The sequence below is a fragment of the Stenotrophomonas sp. AC248 genome (genome assembly GCF_979258185.1).
This window is the reverse complement of record NZ_OZ409840.1, coordinates 4,529,476-4,545,419: the sequence shown is the minus strand read 5'-3', so window position 1 is coordinate 4,545,419 and position 15,944 is coordinate 4,529,476. Positions and strand designations below refer to the sequence as shown.

At 67.7% G+C, this 15,944-nt stretch carries 13 protein-coding genes; 7 read left to right on the top strand and 6 right to left on the bottom strand.

Translation table 11 applies throughout. The annotated features are described in order from the left end of the window. The first annotated feature begins 753 nt into the window (after positions 1-753). The 5 genes from ACZ0AE_RS20300 to ACZ0AE_RS20280 all read left to right on the top strand — a co-directional run bounded on the left by ACZ0AE_RS20300 (position 754) and on the right by ACZ0AE_RS20280 (position 6,875). Positions 754-2,727, top strand: a complete 1,974-nt coding sequence (locus tag ACZ0AE_RS20300) for a polysaccharide deacetylase family protein (RefSeq protein WP_463602120.1) — start codon at positions 754-756, stop codon at positions 2,725-2,727. A gap of 3 nt (positions 2,728-2,730) precedes the next feature. Beyond that, entirely contained in the window at positions 2,731-4,080 is a 1,350-nt protein-coding gene (gene mnmE, locus ACZ0AE_RS20295; RefSeq protein WP_463602011.1) for a tRNA uridine-5-carboxymethylaminomethyl(34) synthesis GTPase MnmE, read from the top strand. A gap of 117 nt (positions 4,081-4,197) precedes the next feature. Beyond that, positions 4,198-4,584, top strand: coding sequence for a hypothetical protein (locus tag ACZ0AE_RS20290; protein WP_244880152.1), 387 nt, complete (start codon positions 4,198-4,200; stop codon positions 4,582-4,584). A 194-nt stretch (positions 4,585-4,778) separates the two neighbouring features. Then, positions 4,779-5,834, top strand: a complete 1,056-nt coding sequence (locus ACZ0AE_RS20285) for a glycerophosphodiester phosphodiesterase (protein ID WP_051599025.1) — start codon at positions 4,779-4,781, stop codon at positions 5,832-5,834. Between the two features lie 81 nt (positions 5,835-5,915). Further along, the gene (locus tag ACZ0AE_RS20280) at positions 5,916-6,875 is read left to right on the top strand and encodes a hypothetical protein (RefSeq protein WP_463602010.1); all 960 of its coding nucleotides are present in this window, start codon (positions 5,916-5,918) and stop codon (positions 6,873-6,875) included. 7 nt (positions 6,876-6,882) lie between these two features. On the opposite strand, the gene ACZ0AE_RS20275 is transcribed toward ACZ0AE_RS20280, so the two are convergent. Next, entirely contained in the window at positions 6,883-7,668 is a 786-nt protein-coding gene (locus ACZ0AE_RS20275) for a rhomboid family intramembrane serine protease (RefSeq protein ID WP_038691553.1), read from the bottom strand. A 96-nt stretch (positions 7,669-7,764) separates the two neighbouring features. Beyond that, a complete protein-coding gene (locus ACZ0AE_RS20270) occupies positions 7,765-8,721 on the bottom strand; it encodes a TerC family protein (protein ID WP_038691555.1) in 957 nt (318 codons plus the stop codon). Between the two features lie 414 nt (positions 8,722-9,135). Between ACZ0AE_RS20270 and ACZ0AE_RS20265 the strand changes: the two genes are divergently transcribed. Together ACZ0AE_RS20265 and ACZ0AE_RS20260 are read left to right on the top strand one after the other, a co-directional pair. Continuing rightward, on the top strand, positions 9,136-10,305 hold the full coding sequence (locus ACZ0AE_RS20265) for a class I SAM-dependent rRNA methyltransferase (RefSeq protein ID WP_038691557.1): 1,170 nt from the start codon (positions 9,136-9,138) through the stop codon (positions 10,303-10,305). A gap of 159 nt (positions 10,306-10,464) precedes the next feature. Beyond that, positions 10,465-11,715 (top strand): dipeptidase, encoded by a 1,251-nt coding sequence (locus ACZ0AE_RS20260; RefSeq protein WP_463602009.1) that lies wholly within the window; start codon positions 10,465-10,467, stop codon positions 11,713-11,715. Between the two features lie 296 nt (positions 11,716-12,011). On the opposite strand, the gene ACZ0AE_RS20255 is transcribed toward ACZ0AE_RS20260, so the two are convergent. The 4 genes from ACZ0AE_RS20255 to ACZ0AE_RS20240 form a co-directional block, all read right to left on the bottom strand. Beyond that, positions 12,012-13,427: an amino acid permease gene (locus tag ACZ0AE_RS20255; RefSeq protein WP_038691561.1), complete on the bottom strand. Its 1,416-nt coding sequence runs from the start codon at positions 13,425-13,427 to the stop codon at positions 12,012-12,014. A 145-nt stretch (positions 13,428-13,572) separates the two neighbouring features. Then, complete coding sequence (locus ACZ0AE_RS20250; protein WP_463602008.1) at positions 13,573-13,980, bottom strand: hypothetical protein; 408 nt, start codon at positions 13,978-13,980, stop codon at positions 13,573-13,575. 64 nt (positions 13,981-14,044) lie between these two features. Beyond that, positions 14,045-14,719 (bottom strand): suppressor of fused domain protein, encoded by a 675-nt coding sequence (locus tag ACZ0AE_RS20245; RefSeq protein ID WP_463602007.1) that lies wholly within the window; start codon positions 14,717-14,719, stop codon positions 14,045-14,047. 169 nt (positions 14,720-14,888) lie between these two features. Further along, positions 14,889-15,884 carry an aldo/keto reductase gene (locus ACZ0AE_RS20240; protein ID WP_463602006.1) on the bottom strand — a complete coding sequence of 332 codons (996 nt, stop codon included), beginning with the start codon at positions 15,882-15,884 and terminating at the stop codon, positions 14,889-14,891. Between the last annotated feature and the right edge of the window lie 60 nt (positions 15,885-15,944).

The following is a 15,944-nucleotide window of genomic DNA, read 5'->3' as shown; positions in this document are numbered from 1 at the left end:
CGGCGATACAATCCCCGCCACCGTTGCCGCGTTTCCCCGAGTCCCCCCATGCCCCCTGCGTCGTCGCTGTTCCGTCTGCCCGTGCCCGTGCTGCTGCTGACCCTGGCGATGGCCGGTTGTGGCCGGCAGGACGCGACCGACTCCCAGACGCCGGCCACGCCCCGCGCGCAGGCGGCCGCCGCCGCCGCGGATCCGGCGGCCGCGCCGCTGTTGGCGGCCTTGCAGAAGCAGCTCGACGGCCACCGCCGCATCATCGTGCTGCTGGCCGACGAGGCGCAGCAGTCGCCGGCCGATCGCGCCACCTCCAGCCGCATCGGCCAGCAGCTGTTCCACGACGGCCTGGCGCAGCGCGCCGCCATCGCCGCCCAGTTCGACACGCTGCTGCGCAGCCCGAGTCCGCAACGCTTCGCCTCCCTGGGCACGGTGCTGGACTACATCGAATCGGCGCCGGACCTGTTCGATGCCGACCGCCTGGCCTTCCGCGAAGTGCTGCGCGACCTGCACGAGCGCGTCGGCAAGGATTCCTCGCTGCCGGCGGTGAAGCTGCACCAGCGGATCGGGGAAGACCTGGAGGCGCTGGATGAGATCGAGCGCACCTACAACCAGGAAATCACCCGCATCTTCAGCCGCTTCGACCGCACCCGGGCAATCGCGCTCAAGCGCGAGAAGTGGGACGACTACATCACCCACCTGCACGCGCAGTACCGCCGCGCCGACATCCTGCGCGACTACGGCGTGATCGAACCGTACCCGATGTCGATGAAGGACAGCGACCGCGAGATCTTCGGCCGCGACCTGCCGCCCAAGACCGTGGTGCTCACCTTCGACGATGGCCCGCACAAGGCCTATACCGACGAAGTGGTGGCCATCCTGCAGCGCTACGACGTGCCTGGTGTGTTCTTCGAAGTGGGCCGCAACCTCGGTGAAGTGCAGGCCGATGGCAAGGTCAAGCTGGGCCCGCTGGCCGGCATCAGCCGCAACCTGATGGAACAGGGTTACGCGGTGGGCAACCACAGCCTGACCCACGCGCAGCTGTCGCGTACCACCGGCGATGCGCTGCGCGAGCAGGTGCTGTCCACCGACACGCTGCTCAAGGACGTGGATGACAAGCGCGCGCCGCTGTTCCGCTTCCCGTATGGCGCGCGCAACGCTGAAGGCCTGCAGCTGCTCAACGAGGCCGGGCTGAAGTCGATCATGTGGAACATCGACTCGATGGACTGGGCCGACCCGGTGCCCGAGTCGATCGTGCAGCGCGTGGTCGACCAGGTGCAGAAGGAACAGCGCGGCATCATCCTGTTCCACGACATCCATGACCGCGCGGTCAAGGCGCTGCCGCAGATCCTGGACCGGCTGATTGCCGATGGCTACCAGTTCGCCGGCTGGAATGGCCGCGACTTCAGCGTGGCCCGCCCGCGCAAGGGAGCCGACAGCGCGCCTACGGTCACCACCGGCTACCAGAAGTCCTGGGCGATCGTGATCGGCATCGATGACTACGCCAAGTGGCCGAAGCTGGAGTACGCCAGCCACGATGCACAGGCCATCGCTGACACCCTGACCGGGCAGTTCGGCTTCCCGTCGTCGCAGGTGATCGTGCTGAAGAACCAGCAGGCCACCCGCAACAACATCCTGGCCGCCTTCCATGATCGCCTGGCCGATGACCGTACCGGGCGCGATGACCGGGTGTTCGTGTTCTTCGCCGGCCATGGCGCCACCCGCCGCCTGGCCTCGGGCCGCGACCTGGGCTACATCATCCCGGTGGATTCCAACCCGGATGAGTTCGCCACCGATGCCATCGCGATGACCGACATCCAGAACATCGCCGAGAGCATGCAGGCCAAGCACGTGATGTTCGTGATGGACGCCTGCTACAGCGGCCTCGGCCTGACCCGCGGCGGGCCCTCGTCGTCGGCGTTCCTGCGCGAGAACGCACGCCGCAGCGCGCGCCAGATGCTCACCGCCGGTGGCGCCGACCAGCAGGTGGCCGATGCCGGCCCGAACGGCCATTCGGTGTTCACCTGGGTGTTGCTACAGGCCCTGGCCGGCAAGGGCGACCTCAACGGCGACGGACTGATTACTGGTACCGAGCTGGCCGCGTACGTGGCCCCGGCCGTGTCGGCGGTGTCGCAGCAGACGCCCGCCTTTGGCAGCCTGCCGGGGTCGCAGGGCGGCGAGTTCGTGTTCCAGGTGCCCGACAGCCAGGAATACCTCACCGCCGATACCCGCCAGTTGTCGGCCGACGCCATCGCGTTGAACAACAAGGTCGACGCGGCGCAGGACGCCAAGGGCAAGGACGAAGCGCCGGTGACCGTGGCCGACCTGCAGGGCGGCAAGAGCACGCTGGTGGTGCCGGCGGCTGCGCCGACGTCCGACCGCCAGCGCGCGCAGCAGGCCAACGACCGCGGCCTGCAGTTGTACCGCGAGAAGCGCTACGACGAGGCAGTGGCCCAGTTCACCGAAGCGCTGAAGCTGCGTCCGGACTTCGCCCAGGCCGCCAACAACCTGGGCTTCGTGTACTACCGGCAGCAGCGTTATGCCGAAGCGGCACGCTGGCTGGAAAACACCTTGAAGATCGATCCCTCGCGGGCGGTGGCCCACTTCAACCTGGGCGACGCCTACTTCCATGCCGGCGACAAGGCCAAGGCCAAGCAGGCCTACAGCACCTATCTGGCCCTGCAACCGCAGGGCAGCGCCGCGGCCCAGGCCCGTGCCCAGCTGGAGAAGCTCTGAGCGATGACCACCCCGTCCAACATCGACACCGTCGTTGCCATCGCCACCGCGCCCGGTGCCGGCGGCGTCGGCATGCTGCGCCTGAGCGGCCCGCGTGCGCGCGGCATCGCCGATGCCATCGGCGTGCGCACGATGCAGCCGCGACAGGCCCATTACGCCCGCTTCCGCGATGCGCAGGGCGAGGTGATCGACGATGGCATCGCGCTGTGGTTCCCGGCCCCCCACAGCTTCACCGGCGAAGACGTGGTGGAACTGCAGGGCCATGGCAGCCCGGTGGTGTTGCAGCAGCTGGTCGCGCGCTGCATCGCGCTGGGCGCGCGGCAGGCCCGGCCGGGTGAATTCAGCGAGCGCGCCTTCCTCAACGGCAAGCTCGACCTGGCCCAGGCCGAAGCCATCGCCGACCTGATCGCGGCCAGCGATACCCGCGCAGCGCGCGCTGCGCGGCGGTCGCTGGACGGGGTGTTCTCGCGCCGCGTGGACGAGGTGGCAGAACAGCTTGTTCTGCTCCGCATCCATGTTGAAGCGGCGATCGACTTCGCCGACGAGCCGCTGGACACGCTGGGCGGCGAACAGGTGCGGGCCGGATTGGGCCAGGCGCTGCGCGCGCTGGGGCAGCTGCGCGACGATGCCGAGCGCGGCCGCAAGCTGCGCGATGGCCTGCATGCGGTGCTGGTGGGCCCGCCGAACGCCGGCAAGAGCTCGCTGCTCAACGCATTGGCCGGCAGCGAGCGCGCCATCGTCACCGACATCGCCGGCACCACCCGCGACACCCTGCGTGAAACCATCCGCATCGATGGCCTCGAACTGACCCTGGTCGACACCGCCGGCCTGCGCGACGGCGGCGACGCGATCGAGCGCGAAGGCATGCGCCGCGCACACGTGGAGATGCAGCGCACCGACCTGGCCATCATCGTGCTCGACGCCCGCGACCCGCAGGCCGGGCATGCCGCGGTGGCCGACGCCCTGGCCGGCGTGCCGCAGCAGCTGTGGATCCACAACAAGAGCGACCTGCTGGAGCACCTTCCCGCCGATAGTGATGCGAACGTCGTCCACGTCTCCGCCGCCACCGGCCAGGGCCTGGACCGCCTGCACGCCCGCCTGCGCGAACTGGCCAGCGGCAGCGCCGGCGACAGCGTGGACGGCGAGTTCTCCGCGCGCGCCCGCCATGTTGAAGCCATCGTGCTGGCCATCGGCCACGCCGAGCGCGCCGAAGCCGAGCTGGTCCACGAACACCTGGAGCTGGCCGCCGAGGAACTGCGCCTGGCGCATGAGGCACTGGGCGAGATCACCGGGCGGATGAGCGCCGACGATCTGCTGGGGCGGATCTTCTCCAGCTTCTGCATTGGGAAGTAGGGGCTATCATCGTCAGCGCCGAAAGTGCGTCATCAGACACACCTTCCCGGCATTAAACCGACCAGACTCCACGGAGTACGCCCCAGTCCGCGTGACAGCCCCTTCGAGGATCCGGTGATGGGCACGACAACATTGATCCGCAACAGCACTGTCGAGTTCCTGATCTTCACCAGCCAGACGGGCGATCAGAGCATCGAGGCCCGTTACGAGGACGATTCGATCTGGCTGTCGCAGAAGCGGATGGCTGCGTTGTTCGGCGTGGACGTGCGGACGGTCAATGAACATCTGAAGAATATCTTTGACAGCGAAGAGCTGACCCCAGCGGCAACCCTCCGGAAATTCCGGATAGTTCAGCAGGAAGGCAGCCGCACGGTGTCCCGAGGCGTGGACCACTACAACCTCGATGCCATCAGCCCGCGATTGTTCGAAAGTGATTTCGACAAGGTGATAAAGGCGGTGGAAGCGGTTGGTAGCGCATCAGGGCAGCCCGGCGAGGATTCCTGAAGCCGGTTCTGCCACGTCCATCGGCCCTTCCGCGTGCCGTTTCTTCCCCCTGTCACACCGCACCACCACAATGCGCCGGTCCATCCACGCCCGGCCGCGTTGGCGCGGGCCGCATCAAACAGGGGTTTGCAGTGTCGAAGTTGTCGTGGGGTTGTGCCTTGCTGTTGTCGCTGACCGTGGCACCATCGGTGGCCATGAGCGCTGAATCTTCCCCTCCCGCGCCGCGCAAGGCAGCGGTGTACGGCCATCGCGGCGCCAGTGCGCTGCTGCCCGAGCACACCCTGGCCGCCTATGCCCAGGCCATCGCCGACGGCGCCGACTACATCGAACCGGACCTGGTGATGACCAAGGACGGCGTGCTGGTGTCCCGCCACGAGAATGAGATCGGCGGCACCACCGACGTGGCCGCGCACCCGGAGTTTGCCAGCCGCAAGACGGTCAAGAGCATCGACGGCGAACGCGTGGAGGGTTGGTTCACCGAAGACTTCACCCTGGCCGAGCTGAAGACGCTGTACGCCCGCGAGCGCCTTCCGCAGCTGCGCAGCACCGCCTTCGACGGCCAGTTCCGCATCGCCACCCTGGACGAGATCATCGCCTTCCTGGTCCAGCAGGCCGGCCGCGCCAACCGCGGCATCGGGCTGGTGCCGGAGATCAAGCACGGCACCTACTTCAAGGGCATCGGCCTGCCGATGGAAGACAAGGTGCTGGCCACGCTGCAGGGCAACGCCTATACCCGCGTGGCACCGGTGACGATCCAGTCGTTCGAGGTGGGCAACCTGCGTTACCTGCGCAGCAAGCTGGCACCCGATTCCAACATCCGCCTGCTGCAGTTGATCGGCGACCCGAAGCAGCAGCCCGGCGACGTGCTGGCCGCCAAGGGCAGCCAGCGCTATGCCGACATCATCACCCCGGCCGGGCTGGAGCAGGTGGCCGCCTATGCCGACGGCATCGGCCCGAGCCTGCGTCTGATCATTCCGCTGGACGCCGCCGGCACGCTCGGCACGCCTACGTCGCTGGTGCGCGATGCACATGCGGCAGGGCTGATGGTGGTCCCGTACACGTTCCGCCCGGAGAACCCGTTCCAGGCCGCCGAGTTCCGCAAGGGCGAACCGAACGCGCGCAACGCCGATGGCTCCGTGGCTGAGATGCGCGCCTATCTGGCCACCGGTATCGATGCCTTCTTCACCGATGACCCGGCGCTGGGCCGGCGCGCGGTGGATGGCGATGGCACGGCGGTGGCAAACCCGTAGGTACCGACCGGGGCATGCCCCAACCGCGCTTGCCGACCGCGCGCTGCGCGCGTTACCGTGCCCGGCAGACAAGGAGGTCGCATGCTGATCGGGCATCGCTACGAACACACGCCGGACGGCGATCTACGCATTCGCTCACACAACCATGTGCTCGGTGGCATGGTGCTGCTGTTCCTGGCTATCGGCTTCGGCATCCCCGCGGCGGCGCTGATGGCGGGAATGAAGGCCGGCTCACTGGTGAATACGCTGCTGGCAGGGTTGGCGATGCTGTTGCCGCCCGCGATGAGCCTGCTGGCGCTTTGGTCGTTAGCGCCGCGGGAGATCCTCACCGTGTCCCGGCGCAACGACGTGGTTGAACGCCGCCGCCGGATGCTGCTGGGCCTGCGTGAGCAGGTCGAGCAGTTCGCACTTGGCCGACCCACCGCGTTGGAGTTGCGCGTCCGCAAGGATGCCCGGCCAGCCATCGGTACGCTCTGGATGATCCTGCCCGACGGACGCGAACACTGCCTCAGCCCCGGCAACTTCGCGCTTCTGCCGGGCCGACCGTCGACAGAGCGGTGGCTTGGCGAAGTTGCCGGCTACCTGCAGGTGGCAGTCACCCGCGTTGAACGGGATGCTGCCGGTGCAGACGCCCGCCCGGTGGCCCCACTACCGGCCTGGCGACGGCGCGCAGAGGCATTCAACGCGGTGCATGCCCCGCCACCGCGCGTGGTGCGGAAAGCGTCCACCCCCAATGCGCCGAATGCGTCCGACCCCAACGACAGGATCGGCCTCCTTGCCCGTGCGGTGGTCGCGCTGTTTGGGCTGTTCCTGGCGGTACTGGAGCTGTCCCAGGCACTGGCCGTGGGAACTGCGCTGTTCACCGGACGCCTGCGTGTCAGCGGATTCCGCACCGGATCGCACAGCTACCTGTGGGACGAGCGCCCCATGGCGTTCTCGGTCCACACGCTGTTCGGCGTGGTGGAAGTGCTGGTGGTGGGCTACATCGCCTGGCAATGCCTGCGCATCAGTGCCACCGGCGTGATCAAGCCCCCGAAGTGAGCCGCCGTTATTCGCGCGGCGCACCCGGATCGCGCGGACGGAACGGGAGGACCACAAAGTCCTGTCCTTCGCGCGGCTGCCACAGCACCGGCACGCGGTGCGGGGAGGGCGGTTCAAGGTCGTTGTCACGCTGCAGCTGCAGGTCGTCCTCGTCGTCTTCCTCTTCCCAGCTGTAACGCTTGCGCGGGGCCATCGGGTCGGACAGGCGGAACAGCAGCGCGCTGATGATGCCGGCGAACGCACCGCCCATATGCGACTGCCAGGACACCCCCGGCTCGTGCGGCAGGATGGTGATGAGCATGCTGCCGTAGAAAAGGAAGGCGATCAGGCCGGCGGCAATGGCCGGTCGGTCGCGGCGCAGCAGCCCGAGCACGAAGATCAGGAACATCAGGCCGTGGGTGATGCCGCTGGCACCGAGATGGCGGCTGCCCAGGTCGCCCAGCAGCCAGGCGCCCAGCCCGGAGCCGACCCACAGCAGGGGCAGCGCGCGCAGGGTGGCTTTGGGATAGACGCTGCCGGCGAGCGTCCCGAGGATCAGCAAGGCGAAGGCATTGGCCCCCAGGTGCTGTACCGAACCGTGCAGCAGCGGCGCACCGAGGATGCCAAGCAGGCCGGCCTTGTCCAGCGGGGCCACCGCCCACGGGCGCCAGTCGAAATGACCCTGCGCGGTATAGATGGCCACCAGCACCAGCACGAAGGCCAGGCTCAGGTTGAACGCCCGCAGCACGCGACCGCGGTCGTTGCGGGGAGAGGTCGGCGGTTCGCCGGCGGGCAGGGGCAGGTTGGCGTTCATACCCTTAGGGATTGCGTCGCCCGGGCTGAACACAAGGGCAACGCGACGGGAGAGAGTAGTGCCACCGGCGGGACAATCCCGCCGGTGGCACGTCGGTTACGCGTCGCCGGTCTTCGGCGGGTTCTTCAGGCTCAGCACCACGGTGGCGGCGATGATCACGGCCACCACGCCCAGCGAGATCGGGGTGGGGATCTTGAAGATGTCGATCAGCATCATCTTGATGCCGATGAAGGCCAGCACCAGGGCCAGGCCATACGGCAGCAGGTGGAAGCGATCGGCCATGCCGGCCAGCAGGAAGAACATCGCGCGCAGGCCCAGCACCGCGAACACGTTGGAGGTGAGCACGATGAACGGGTCGGTGGTGATGGCGAAGATGGCCGGGATGGAGTCCACCGCGAAGATCACGTCGGTGACCGCAATCAGGATCAGCACCACGAACAGCGGGGTGTACCAGCGCTTGCCATCGCGCATGACGCTCATGGCGTTGCCGGCGTAGTCGGGCAGCAGGCGCAGGTGCTTGCGCATCCAGCGCAGGGCAGGGTTGGTCTCAAGATCCGGCTCGCTACCGGCCGAGAACCACATCTTCCAGCCGGTGAACAGCAGGAACGCGCCGAACACGTAGAGCAGCCAGTGGAACTTGGTCAGCAACACGCTACCGGCGAAGATCATGATCGTACGCAGCACGATCGCGCCCAGGATGCCGATGATGAGCACCTTCTGGCGCTGCTCCTCGGGCACCGCGAAGTAGCCCATGATCATCAGGAACACGAAGATGTTGTCCACGGCCAGGGCTTTCTCGACCAGGTAACCGGTCAGGAACTCCAGGCCGACCTTGTTGGCCACCACCTGGCCGGCGGTCTCGTTCAGGTAGTACCAAAGGCCGCCGTTGAAGGCCAGGGCCAGGGCGACCCAGCCGATCGACCACCACAGGGCCTCCTTGAAGGTGACCTTGTGCGGCCCGCCATGTCGCATCAATACGAGGTCGACCAGCAGCGCGATGATCACCACCGCGCCGAAGCCGCCCCACAACCACACATTACCGATCGTCTGCATTGGGTTTATCCGTTGGAAAAATGATTGCCTCAAGCCGGACGGCGAGGATCTGCAACGGAGGATCGGGGGGATCCGGGGAACAGAGCTTCGCCATACGGCGAAGGTCTCGCTCGCAGTCCCGATGGGTGGGACTGCCGTTGCACCGGAGCCTGCGGGCTCGAATTGACGGCGACAACGTCTGGGAGCTACTCCCCTTCTGGGGCCGATTCTGCGGGGTGGCCGGGCCGGCGTCAAATCCTTTCCATGCCCCGGTGCTGCTGAACCAAACGCCCCAACCGGTAGTGACGGCCGCTGGCCGTCAACCAGGTAGCGGCCGGGTTTACCGCCCTGACGGCCTGCGGCCGTCACTCCCAGAGCGCCGGCGGTGTCGCTCCCAACGCCGAGGGCTGCAGGCTTCCCGTTTACAATACGCCCATGAATACCCCTGCCCCCGTTGTCCGCCTCAAGAACGCCTGGCGCTCCAGCCACCCGTGGATCTTCCAGAAACTGGTCGAAAAGCCGGCCGTCCGTCCCAAACCCGGTGCCATCGTCGACGTTATCGGCGTGGACGGGGAGTGGATCGGCCGGGGCTTCTACAACGGCCATTCGCGCATCGCCGTGCGCATCCTGGAAACCGACCAGGCCGTTCCGGTCGACGCGGGCTGGTTCTCGCGCAAGATCGCCCAGGCCGTCTCGCTGCGCCGCGACGTGCTGAAGCTGGACGCGGTGTCCGACGCCTGGCGCGTGGTGCACAGCGAAGGCGACGGTCTGTCCGGCCTGGTGGTGGACCGCTACAACGACCTGGTGGTGGTGGAGTTCTTCGCCGCCGGCATGTTCCGCCACCGCGAGTGGATCTACGAAGCGCTGCGTGAGCAGTTCCCGGGCTGCCGTTTCCACAGCTTCGCCGACGAACACGTGCAGAAGCAGGAAAGCTTCGACTTCCATGGCAACACCACCACCGAAGCCTCGGTGATCACCGAGTACGGCGTGAAGTTCCGCGCCGACCCGGCCGGAGCGCACAAGACCGGCTTCTTCGCCGACCAGCGCGAGAACCGCCAGTGGCTGAGCGAGCAGGTGGACGGCAAGAGCGTGCTCGACCTGTGCTGCAACACCGGCGGCTTTGCGGTGTACGCCGCTGCTCGCGGTGCGTCGGAAGTGGTCGGCATCGACATCGATGAAGACGTGATCGCCATTGCCAAGGCCAACTCGCGCCTCAACAACGTGCGCCCGAAGTTCATCCAGTCCGACGTGTTCCCGTGGCTGCGCGATGCGGCCAACCGCGGTGAGCAGTTCGACGTGGTGATCCTGGACCCGGCCAAGATGACCCGCGACCGCGACCAGGTCATCACCGCGCTGAAGAAGTATCTGGACATGAACAAACTGGCGCTGGGCGTGGTCAAGCCCGGTGGGCTGTTCGCCACGTTCTCGTGCACCGGCTTGGTGGCCGAGGACCAGTTCCTGGACATGCTGCGCCGCGCGGCGTTCTATTCCGGCCGCACCATCCAGATCCTGAAGGTGGCCGGCGCCGGTCCGGACCATCCGTTCATGGCCCACGTGCAGGAATCGCGCTATCTCAAGGCGGTGTTCTGCCGCGTGCTGGACTGATTCGCAGGATCCCGGCTACGTTCGGCATCAGGTAGTGCCGGCCGCTGGCCGGCTCCTCTTGGACTCCGATTGTCGCGGGGAGCCGGCCAGCGGCCGGCACTACCGTTTGTTGTCCTCACAGCGCTATGGTCTGACGCTTCCCATCCAAGGTGAAGCGTCATGACGTTGCGCAGTCTGTCATTGCTGGTGTCGCTGGCGTTGTGCACGCCGCTGGCCGCCCACGCCATCGAGTTCACCCCGCAGGAACTGGCCCGGGCCTCGGCCCTGCAGAAGACGCTGCTCACGTTGGACAGCCACCTGGATACACCGGCCAACTTCCACCGCGCCGGCTTCGACATCCAGCAGCGGCACGACCACAACGCGCTGTCGCAGGTGGATTACCCGCGCATGGTGGAAGGGGCGCTGGATGGCGGTTTCTGGGCGATCTACACCGACCAGGGCGACCGTAGCGAAGCCGCGCACGTGCACGATCGCGACGCGGGGCTGCTGCGGCTGATGGAAATCCGCGCGATGCTCGCCGCGCATCCGGACACCTTCCAGCTGGCGCTCACCGCCGCCGATGCGGCCAGGATCAAGGCCGCCGGCAAGCGCGTGGTCTACATCAGCATGGAGAACGCCAGCCCGCTGGTGGACGATCCCTCGCTGCTGAGCTTCTACCACCTGGCGGGCCTGCGCCTGCTGAGCACGGTGCATTTCGCCAACAACGAGTTCGCCGATTCGGCCACCGACAAGAAGGGCGCCGAATGGAAGGGCCTCAGCCCGGCCGGCAAGGCGCTGGTGGACGAAGCGGTGCGGCTGGGCATCGTGATCGACCAGTCACATGCCTCCGACGCGGTATTCGACGACCTGCTCGAGCGCATGCCGGTGCCGTTCGTCCTGTCGCACAGTTCGGCCAAGGCGATCTACAACCATCCGCGCAACCTCGACGATGCACGCCTGAAGCAGCTGGCCAAGGCCGGCGGGGTGATCCAGGTCAACGCCTATGGCGGTTACCTGATCGACACCGGCAAGACCGAGCAGCGCGCGCAGGCCGAGGAGGCGTTGATGAAGCAGCTCGGCGGCGACTACGACGGGATGACGATCGCCCAGGGCGTGGCACTGAAGCAGGGGCTGGACGCGCTCGATCAGCGCTACCCGCTGCGCAAGGCCACGCTGGATGACTTCTTCGCCCACTTCGAGCACATCCTCAAGGTGGTCGGCCCCGAGCATGCCGGGATCGGTCTGGACTGGGACGGTGGTGGCGGCCTGGCCGACCTGCCCGATGTGAGCCAGCTGCCGAAGATCACCGCGTGGCTGCTGCGCAAGGGCTACAGCGAGAAGCAGATCGCCGGCATCTGGGGCGGCAACCTGCTGCGGGTGATGGCCCAGGCGCAGGCGCATGCGGACAAGGTGGCGACGCCGAAGAAGTGACGAGGCGCGAGGGCGCCGCGCAGTCATGGCCAACAGCAGCCGGGCAGAGCCCGGCTCTACGGGAGCGTGGCCGGCAGCACGTAGAGCCGGGCTCTGCCCGGCTTCCCACCGCCGCCGTGTTTCCACAACGGGGTGGCCGGCAGCACGTAGAGCCGGGCTCTGCCCGGCTTCCCACCGCCGCCGTGTTTCCACAACGGGATGGCCGGCAGCACGTAGAGCCGGGCTCTGCCCGGCTTCCCACCGCTGCCGTGTGCCACACCCGGTAGGTGCCGACCGTTGGTCGGCACGCGCCCGAATCAGGCCTTGTTGATCACCGCGTTACGCCGCCCATAGGCGAAGTAGGCGATCAGGCCGACCACGTTCCACGCCAGGAAATACAGCTGGGTCTTGCTGGGCAGGCTGAAGAACAGGTACACGCAGCCGATCACCGCCAGCGGGCCGACGATGAAGGCCAGCGGGGTGCGGAACTTGCGCACGCGGCCCGGTTCGCGCACACGCAGCACCACCAGGCACAGGCCCACTGCGGTGAACGCGGCCAGCGTGCCGGCATTGGCCAGGGCGGCGATTTCATCCAGGCGGGCCACGCCGGCCAGCGCGGCGACCAGCACCGCGGTGAACAACGTGGTGGCGATGGGCGTGCCGGTGCGCGCGCTGACCTTGGACAGCCCTCGCGGCAGCAGGCCATCGCGCGACATGACGAAGAAGATGCGGCTCTGCCCGTACAGGAAGGCCAGCAGCACGGTCGGCAGGGCGATCACCGCCGCCGCACCAATCCACTTGGCCGCGCCCGGGCTGCCCAGCTCGCGCAGGATCAGCGCCAGCGGCTCGGCGCTCTGGCCGAAGATGGTGTAGCTCATCGCGCCCACCGCGGCCAGCGCCACCAGCACGTAGATGATGGTGCAGCCCACCATCGACCCGATGATGCCGATGGCCAGGTCACGGTCGGGCTTCTTGGTTTCCTCGGCCGCGGTGGAGATCGCATCGAAGCCGTAGAAGGCGAAGAAGATGATCGCCGCCGCCGCCATCACGCCCTGCTCGACACCGCCGACACCCACCGACTTGGCGAAGCCGAACGGCATGAACGGGTCCATGTGCGCGGTATCGAAGTGCGGCAGCGCGATGGCCACGAACAGGGTCAGCGCGATGATCTTGACCACCACCAGGATGGCGTTGAGCGTGGCGCTTTCCTTGGTGCCGGCCATCAGCATGCCGGCCACCACGAAGGTGATCAGCACCGCGGGCAGGTTGATGAAGCCGCCGGCCACGTGCGGGCCGGCGGTGAGCGCCAGCGGCAGGTCGATGCCCCAGCCATGCAGGAAGCCCACCGCATAGCCGGACCACCCGACCGCCACCGTACTCACCACCAGGGAGTACTCCAGGATCAGGCTCCAGCCCACCACCCAGGCGATCATCTCGCCCAGCGCGGCGTAGCTGTAGGTGTAAGCGCTGCCGGCGGCCGGCATCATCGTGGCCAGTTCGGCGTAGGACAGCGCCGCGCAGGCGCAGACCGCACCGGCAATGGCAAAGGAGATCAGCACGGCCGGGCCGGCCAGGTTGGCGCCCACGCCGATCAGGGTGTAGATGCCGGTGCCGACGATGGCGCCGATGCCCAGTGCGATCAGGTGCGGCCAGCTCAGGGTCGGGACCAGTCGCCTGCCGGCTTCATGGACGGTGACTTGGTCTAGGGACTTGCGCCGGAGCAACGATGACATGGGACCTCGCGGTAAATGACGGCTACTGACTAGTCTGCGAGTTTTACCCAATGCGGTGCAGCATTACTACTGCCGGGCGTCACAGGAGGGCGTAAGTAAATCCTGAGTGCCGGTGAGTGACGAAAACAGCACAAATGCGCCGGCGTCAGTCCCAGCGGCAGCCGGTGTCGGTCAGCGCGCCGATGTCCTCGCTGAAGGTCGTCTGCCGTCCGGTGCGGGCGTTGGTGTAGTCGAACCCGTAGATGCGCGCGCCCTGGGTGGAGATCTGGTAGTGGCCGATCACCGTGCCGTCCAGGTGCTCCTCCCACACCGAATCGAACTGCCACGGGCGGCCCTCGGCCATCTCGGTGCTGTCCTGGCTCAGCAGGGTCAGGCGCAGCCAGGCGGTCTTGCCGGCATACCGCACGAAGCTGGTGCGTTGTCCCTCGGCTGGCAGCTTCCAGGACAGGTGGATCTGCCCCTGGCTGCCGCCGGTCAGGCAGCGGATCTCATCGGCGTGGGCCGCAGCCGGCGCGAACAGCACCAGCAGGGGGAGCAGGGCAGACCAGCGCATCGGCGTTCCTTGGTGTCGGGTGCAGGGGACAGGCGGCGGCCCCGCAGGCGGGGCCGCCATTGGATCAGGCCGGCGGCTGCAGCGGAATGCTGCCGCGGCGCGTGTCCACCACCGGTGCGGCGTGATGGGCCTGGAGCTGTTCAACCACGGTCTCGAAGTCGTGCTGCTGGCCGAAGGCATGTTCGTCCAGGGTCAGGGGCAGCATCTGCAGGAAGCGGAACTGGCCGCTGACCAGGCTCTGGATGTCGCCCAGGTGCTCGGCCGCAACGAACACCAACGCCTGCAGCTGGCTGTCGGCGTTGTCGATCGGGGCGCCGATGCGCATGCGGTCCCACAGGTCCAGCGGCGCATGGGTGCCCATGCGGCCGGCGGCCAGCAGCAGCTGGTAGGCGCAGAACCGCTGCACCAGGGCCAGTGCCCACGGCGCGCGTTCGGTGGTCTGCAGCAGGAATTCCATGCCCAGGCCGGACACGCTGTCCGGGTCGGCCTCGGTCTCATCCCAGGGGTTGGACAGCCCGGAGCTCACATAGGCCCAACCGGGCCGGTCCGGTGTGGGGGGGCACTCGAACACGCCGATGGTGAGCCAGCGCGGGTCGACGCTGTCCTGGCCGAACACGGTGGAAAATACCGCCGCGTCGAGCGGGTACAGGCCGGGGCCCAGGGCGCCCAGCAGGCGGGGGTACAGGACTTCTTCGCGCTCTGCCCAGGCACGGGCCAGCAGGTCATCGGGGTGGGACATCCGTTTACTCACAGGCGATGGCCCCCCATTGTGGGCCATCGCCTGTTCGTACCGACCAACGGTCGGTACCTACCGTTGGCCGGTGCACCCGATGAGCGGCGCACCCGACGGTCACACACCCGGTAGGTCACGACCGTTGGTCGTGACCGCCTTTCGTCGTGACGCCCGTTCAGCGGTCCAGCGTGGCCATCGCCGCATCGGCGTAGCGTTGCCCCGCCGCGGCATCGGCCGGGAAGATCGCGTCGATGCGGGCCAGCTCGTCCGGGCTCAGCTGCACCTGCAGCGCGCCCAGGTTCTCTTCCAGGAAGGCGAGCCGCTTGGTGCCGGGGATCGGCACCAGGTCGTCGCCCTGTGCCAGCACCCAGGCCAGCGCCAGTTGCCCTGGCGTGATGCCCTTGGCCTGGGCCATCGCGGTGACCGCATCGACCAGGGCCAGGTTGCGGGCGAAGTTGTCGCCCTGGAAGCGCGGCGACTGGCGGCGGTAGTCATCGGCGTCGAAGTCGTCCGGGCGGCGGATGGCGCCGGTCAGGAAGCCGCGGCCCAGCGGCGAGTAGGGCACGAAGCCGATGCCCAGTTCGCGCACGGTGTCGAGCACGCCATTGGACTGCGGGTCGCGCGACCACAGCGAGAACTCGGTCTGCACGGCGGTGATCGGGTGCACCGCGTGCGCGCGCCGGATGGTGGTCGCCGATGCTTCGGACAGGCCCAGGAAGCGCACCTTGCCCTGTTCGACCAGACGCGCCATCGCGCCCACCGTGTCTTCGATCGGCACGCGGGTATCCACGCGGTGCTGGTAGTACAGGTCGATGTGGTCCACGCCGAGCCGCTGCAGGCTGGCGTCGCAGGCGGCGATCACGTACTCCGGGCGGCCGTCCACGCTGCGTGCGGCGCTGTCGCTGGGCTCCTGCTTGATCCCGAACTTGGTGGCCAGGAACACCTGGTCGCGGCGGTCGGCGATGGCCTTGCCGACCAGCACTTCATTGGTATGCGGGCCGTACATGTCGGCGGTATCGAGCAGGGTGACACCCAGCGCCAGCGCGCGATGGATGACGGCGGTGGCCTCGGCATCGCTGCCGCGACCGCCGTAGAAGGCGCTCATGCCCATGCAGCCCAGGCCGAGCGCGGAAACGGTGGGGCCGTGGCGGCCAAGGGTACGGGTCTGCATGGAAGGCTCCGGAAGCGGGGAAGGGGCGGCGCGGTCGAGCGCCGGTGCCCACAGCATCCT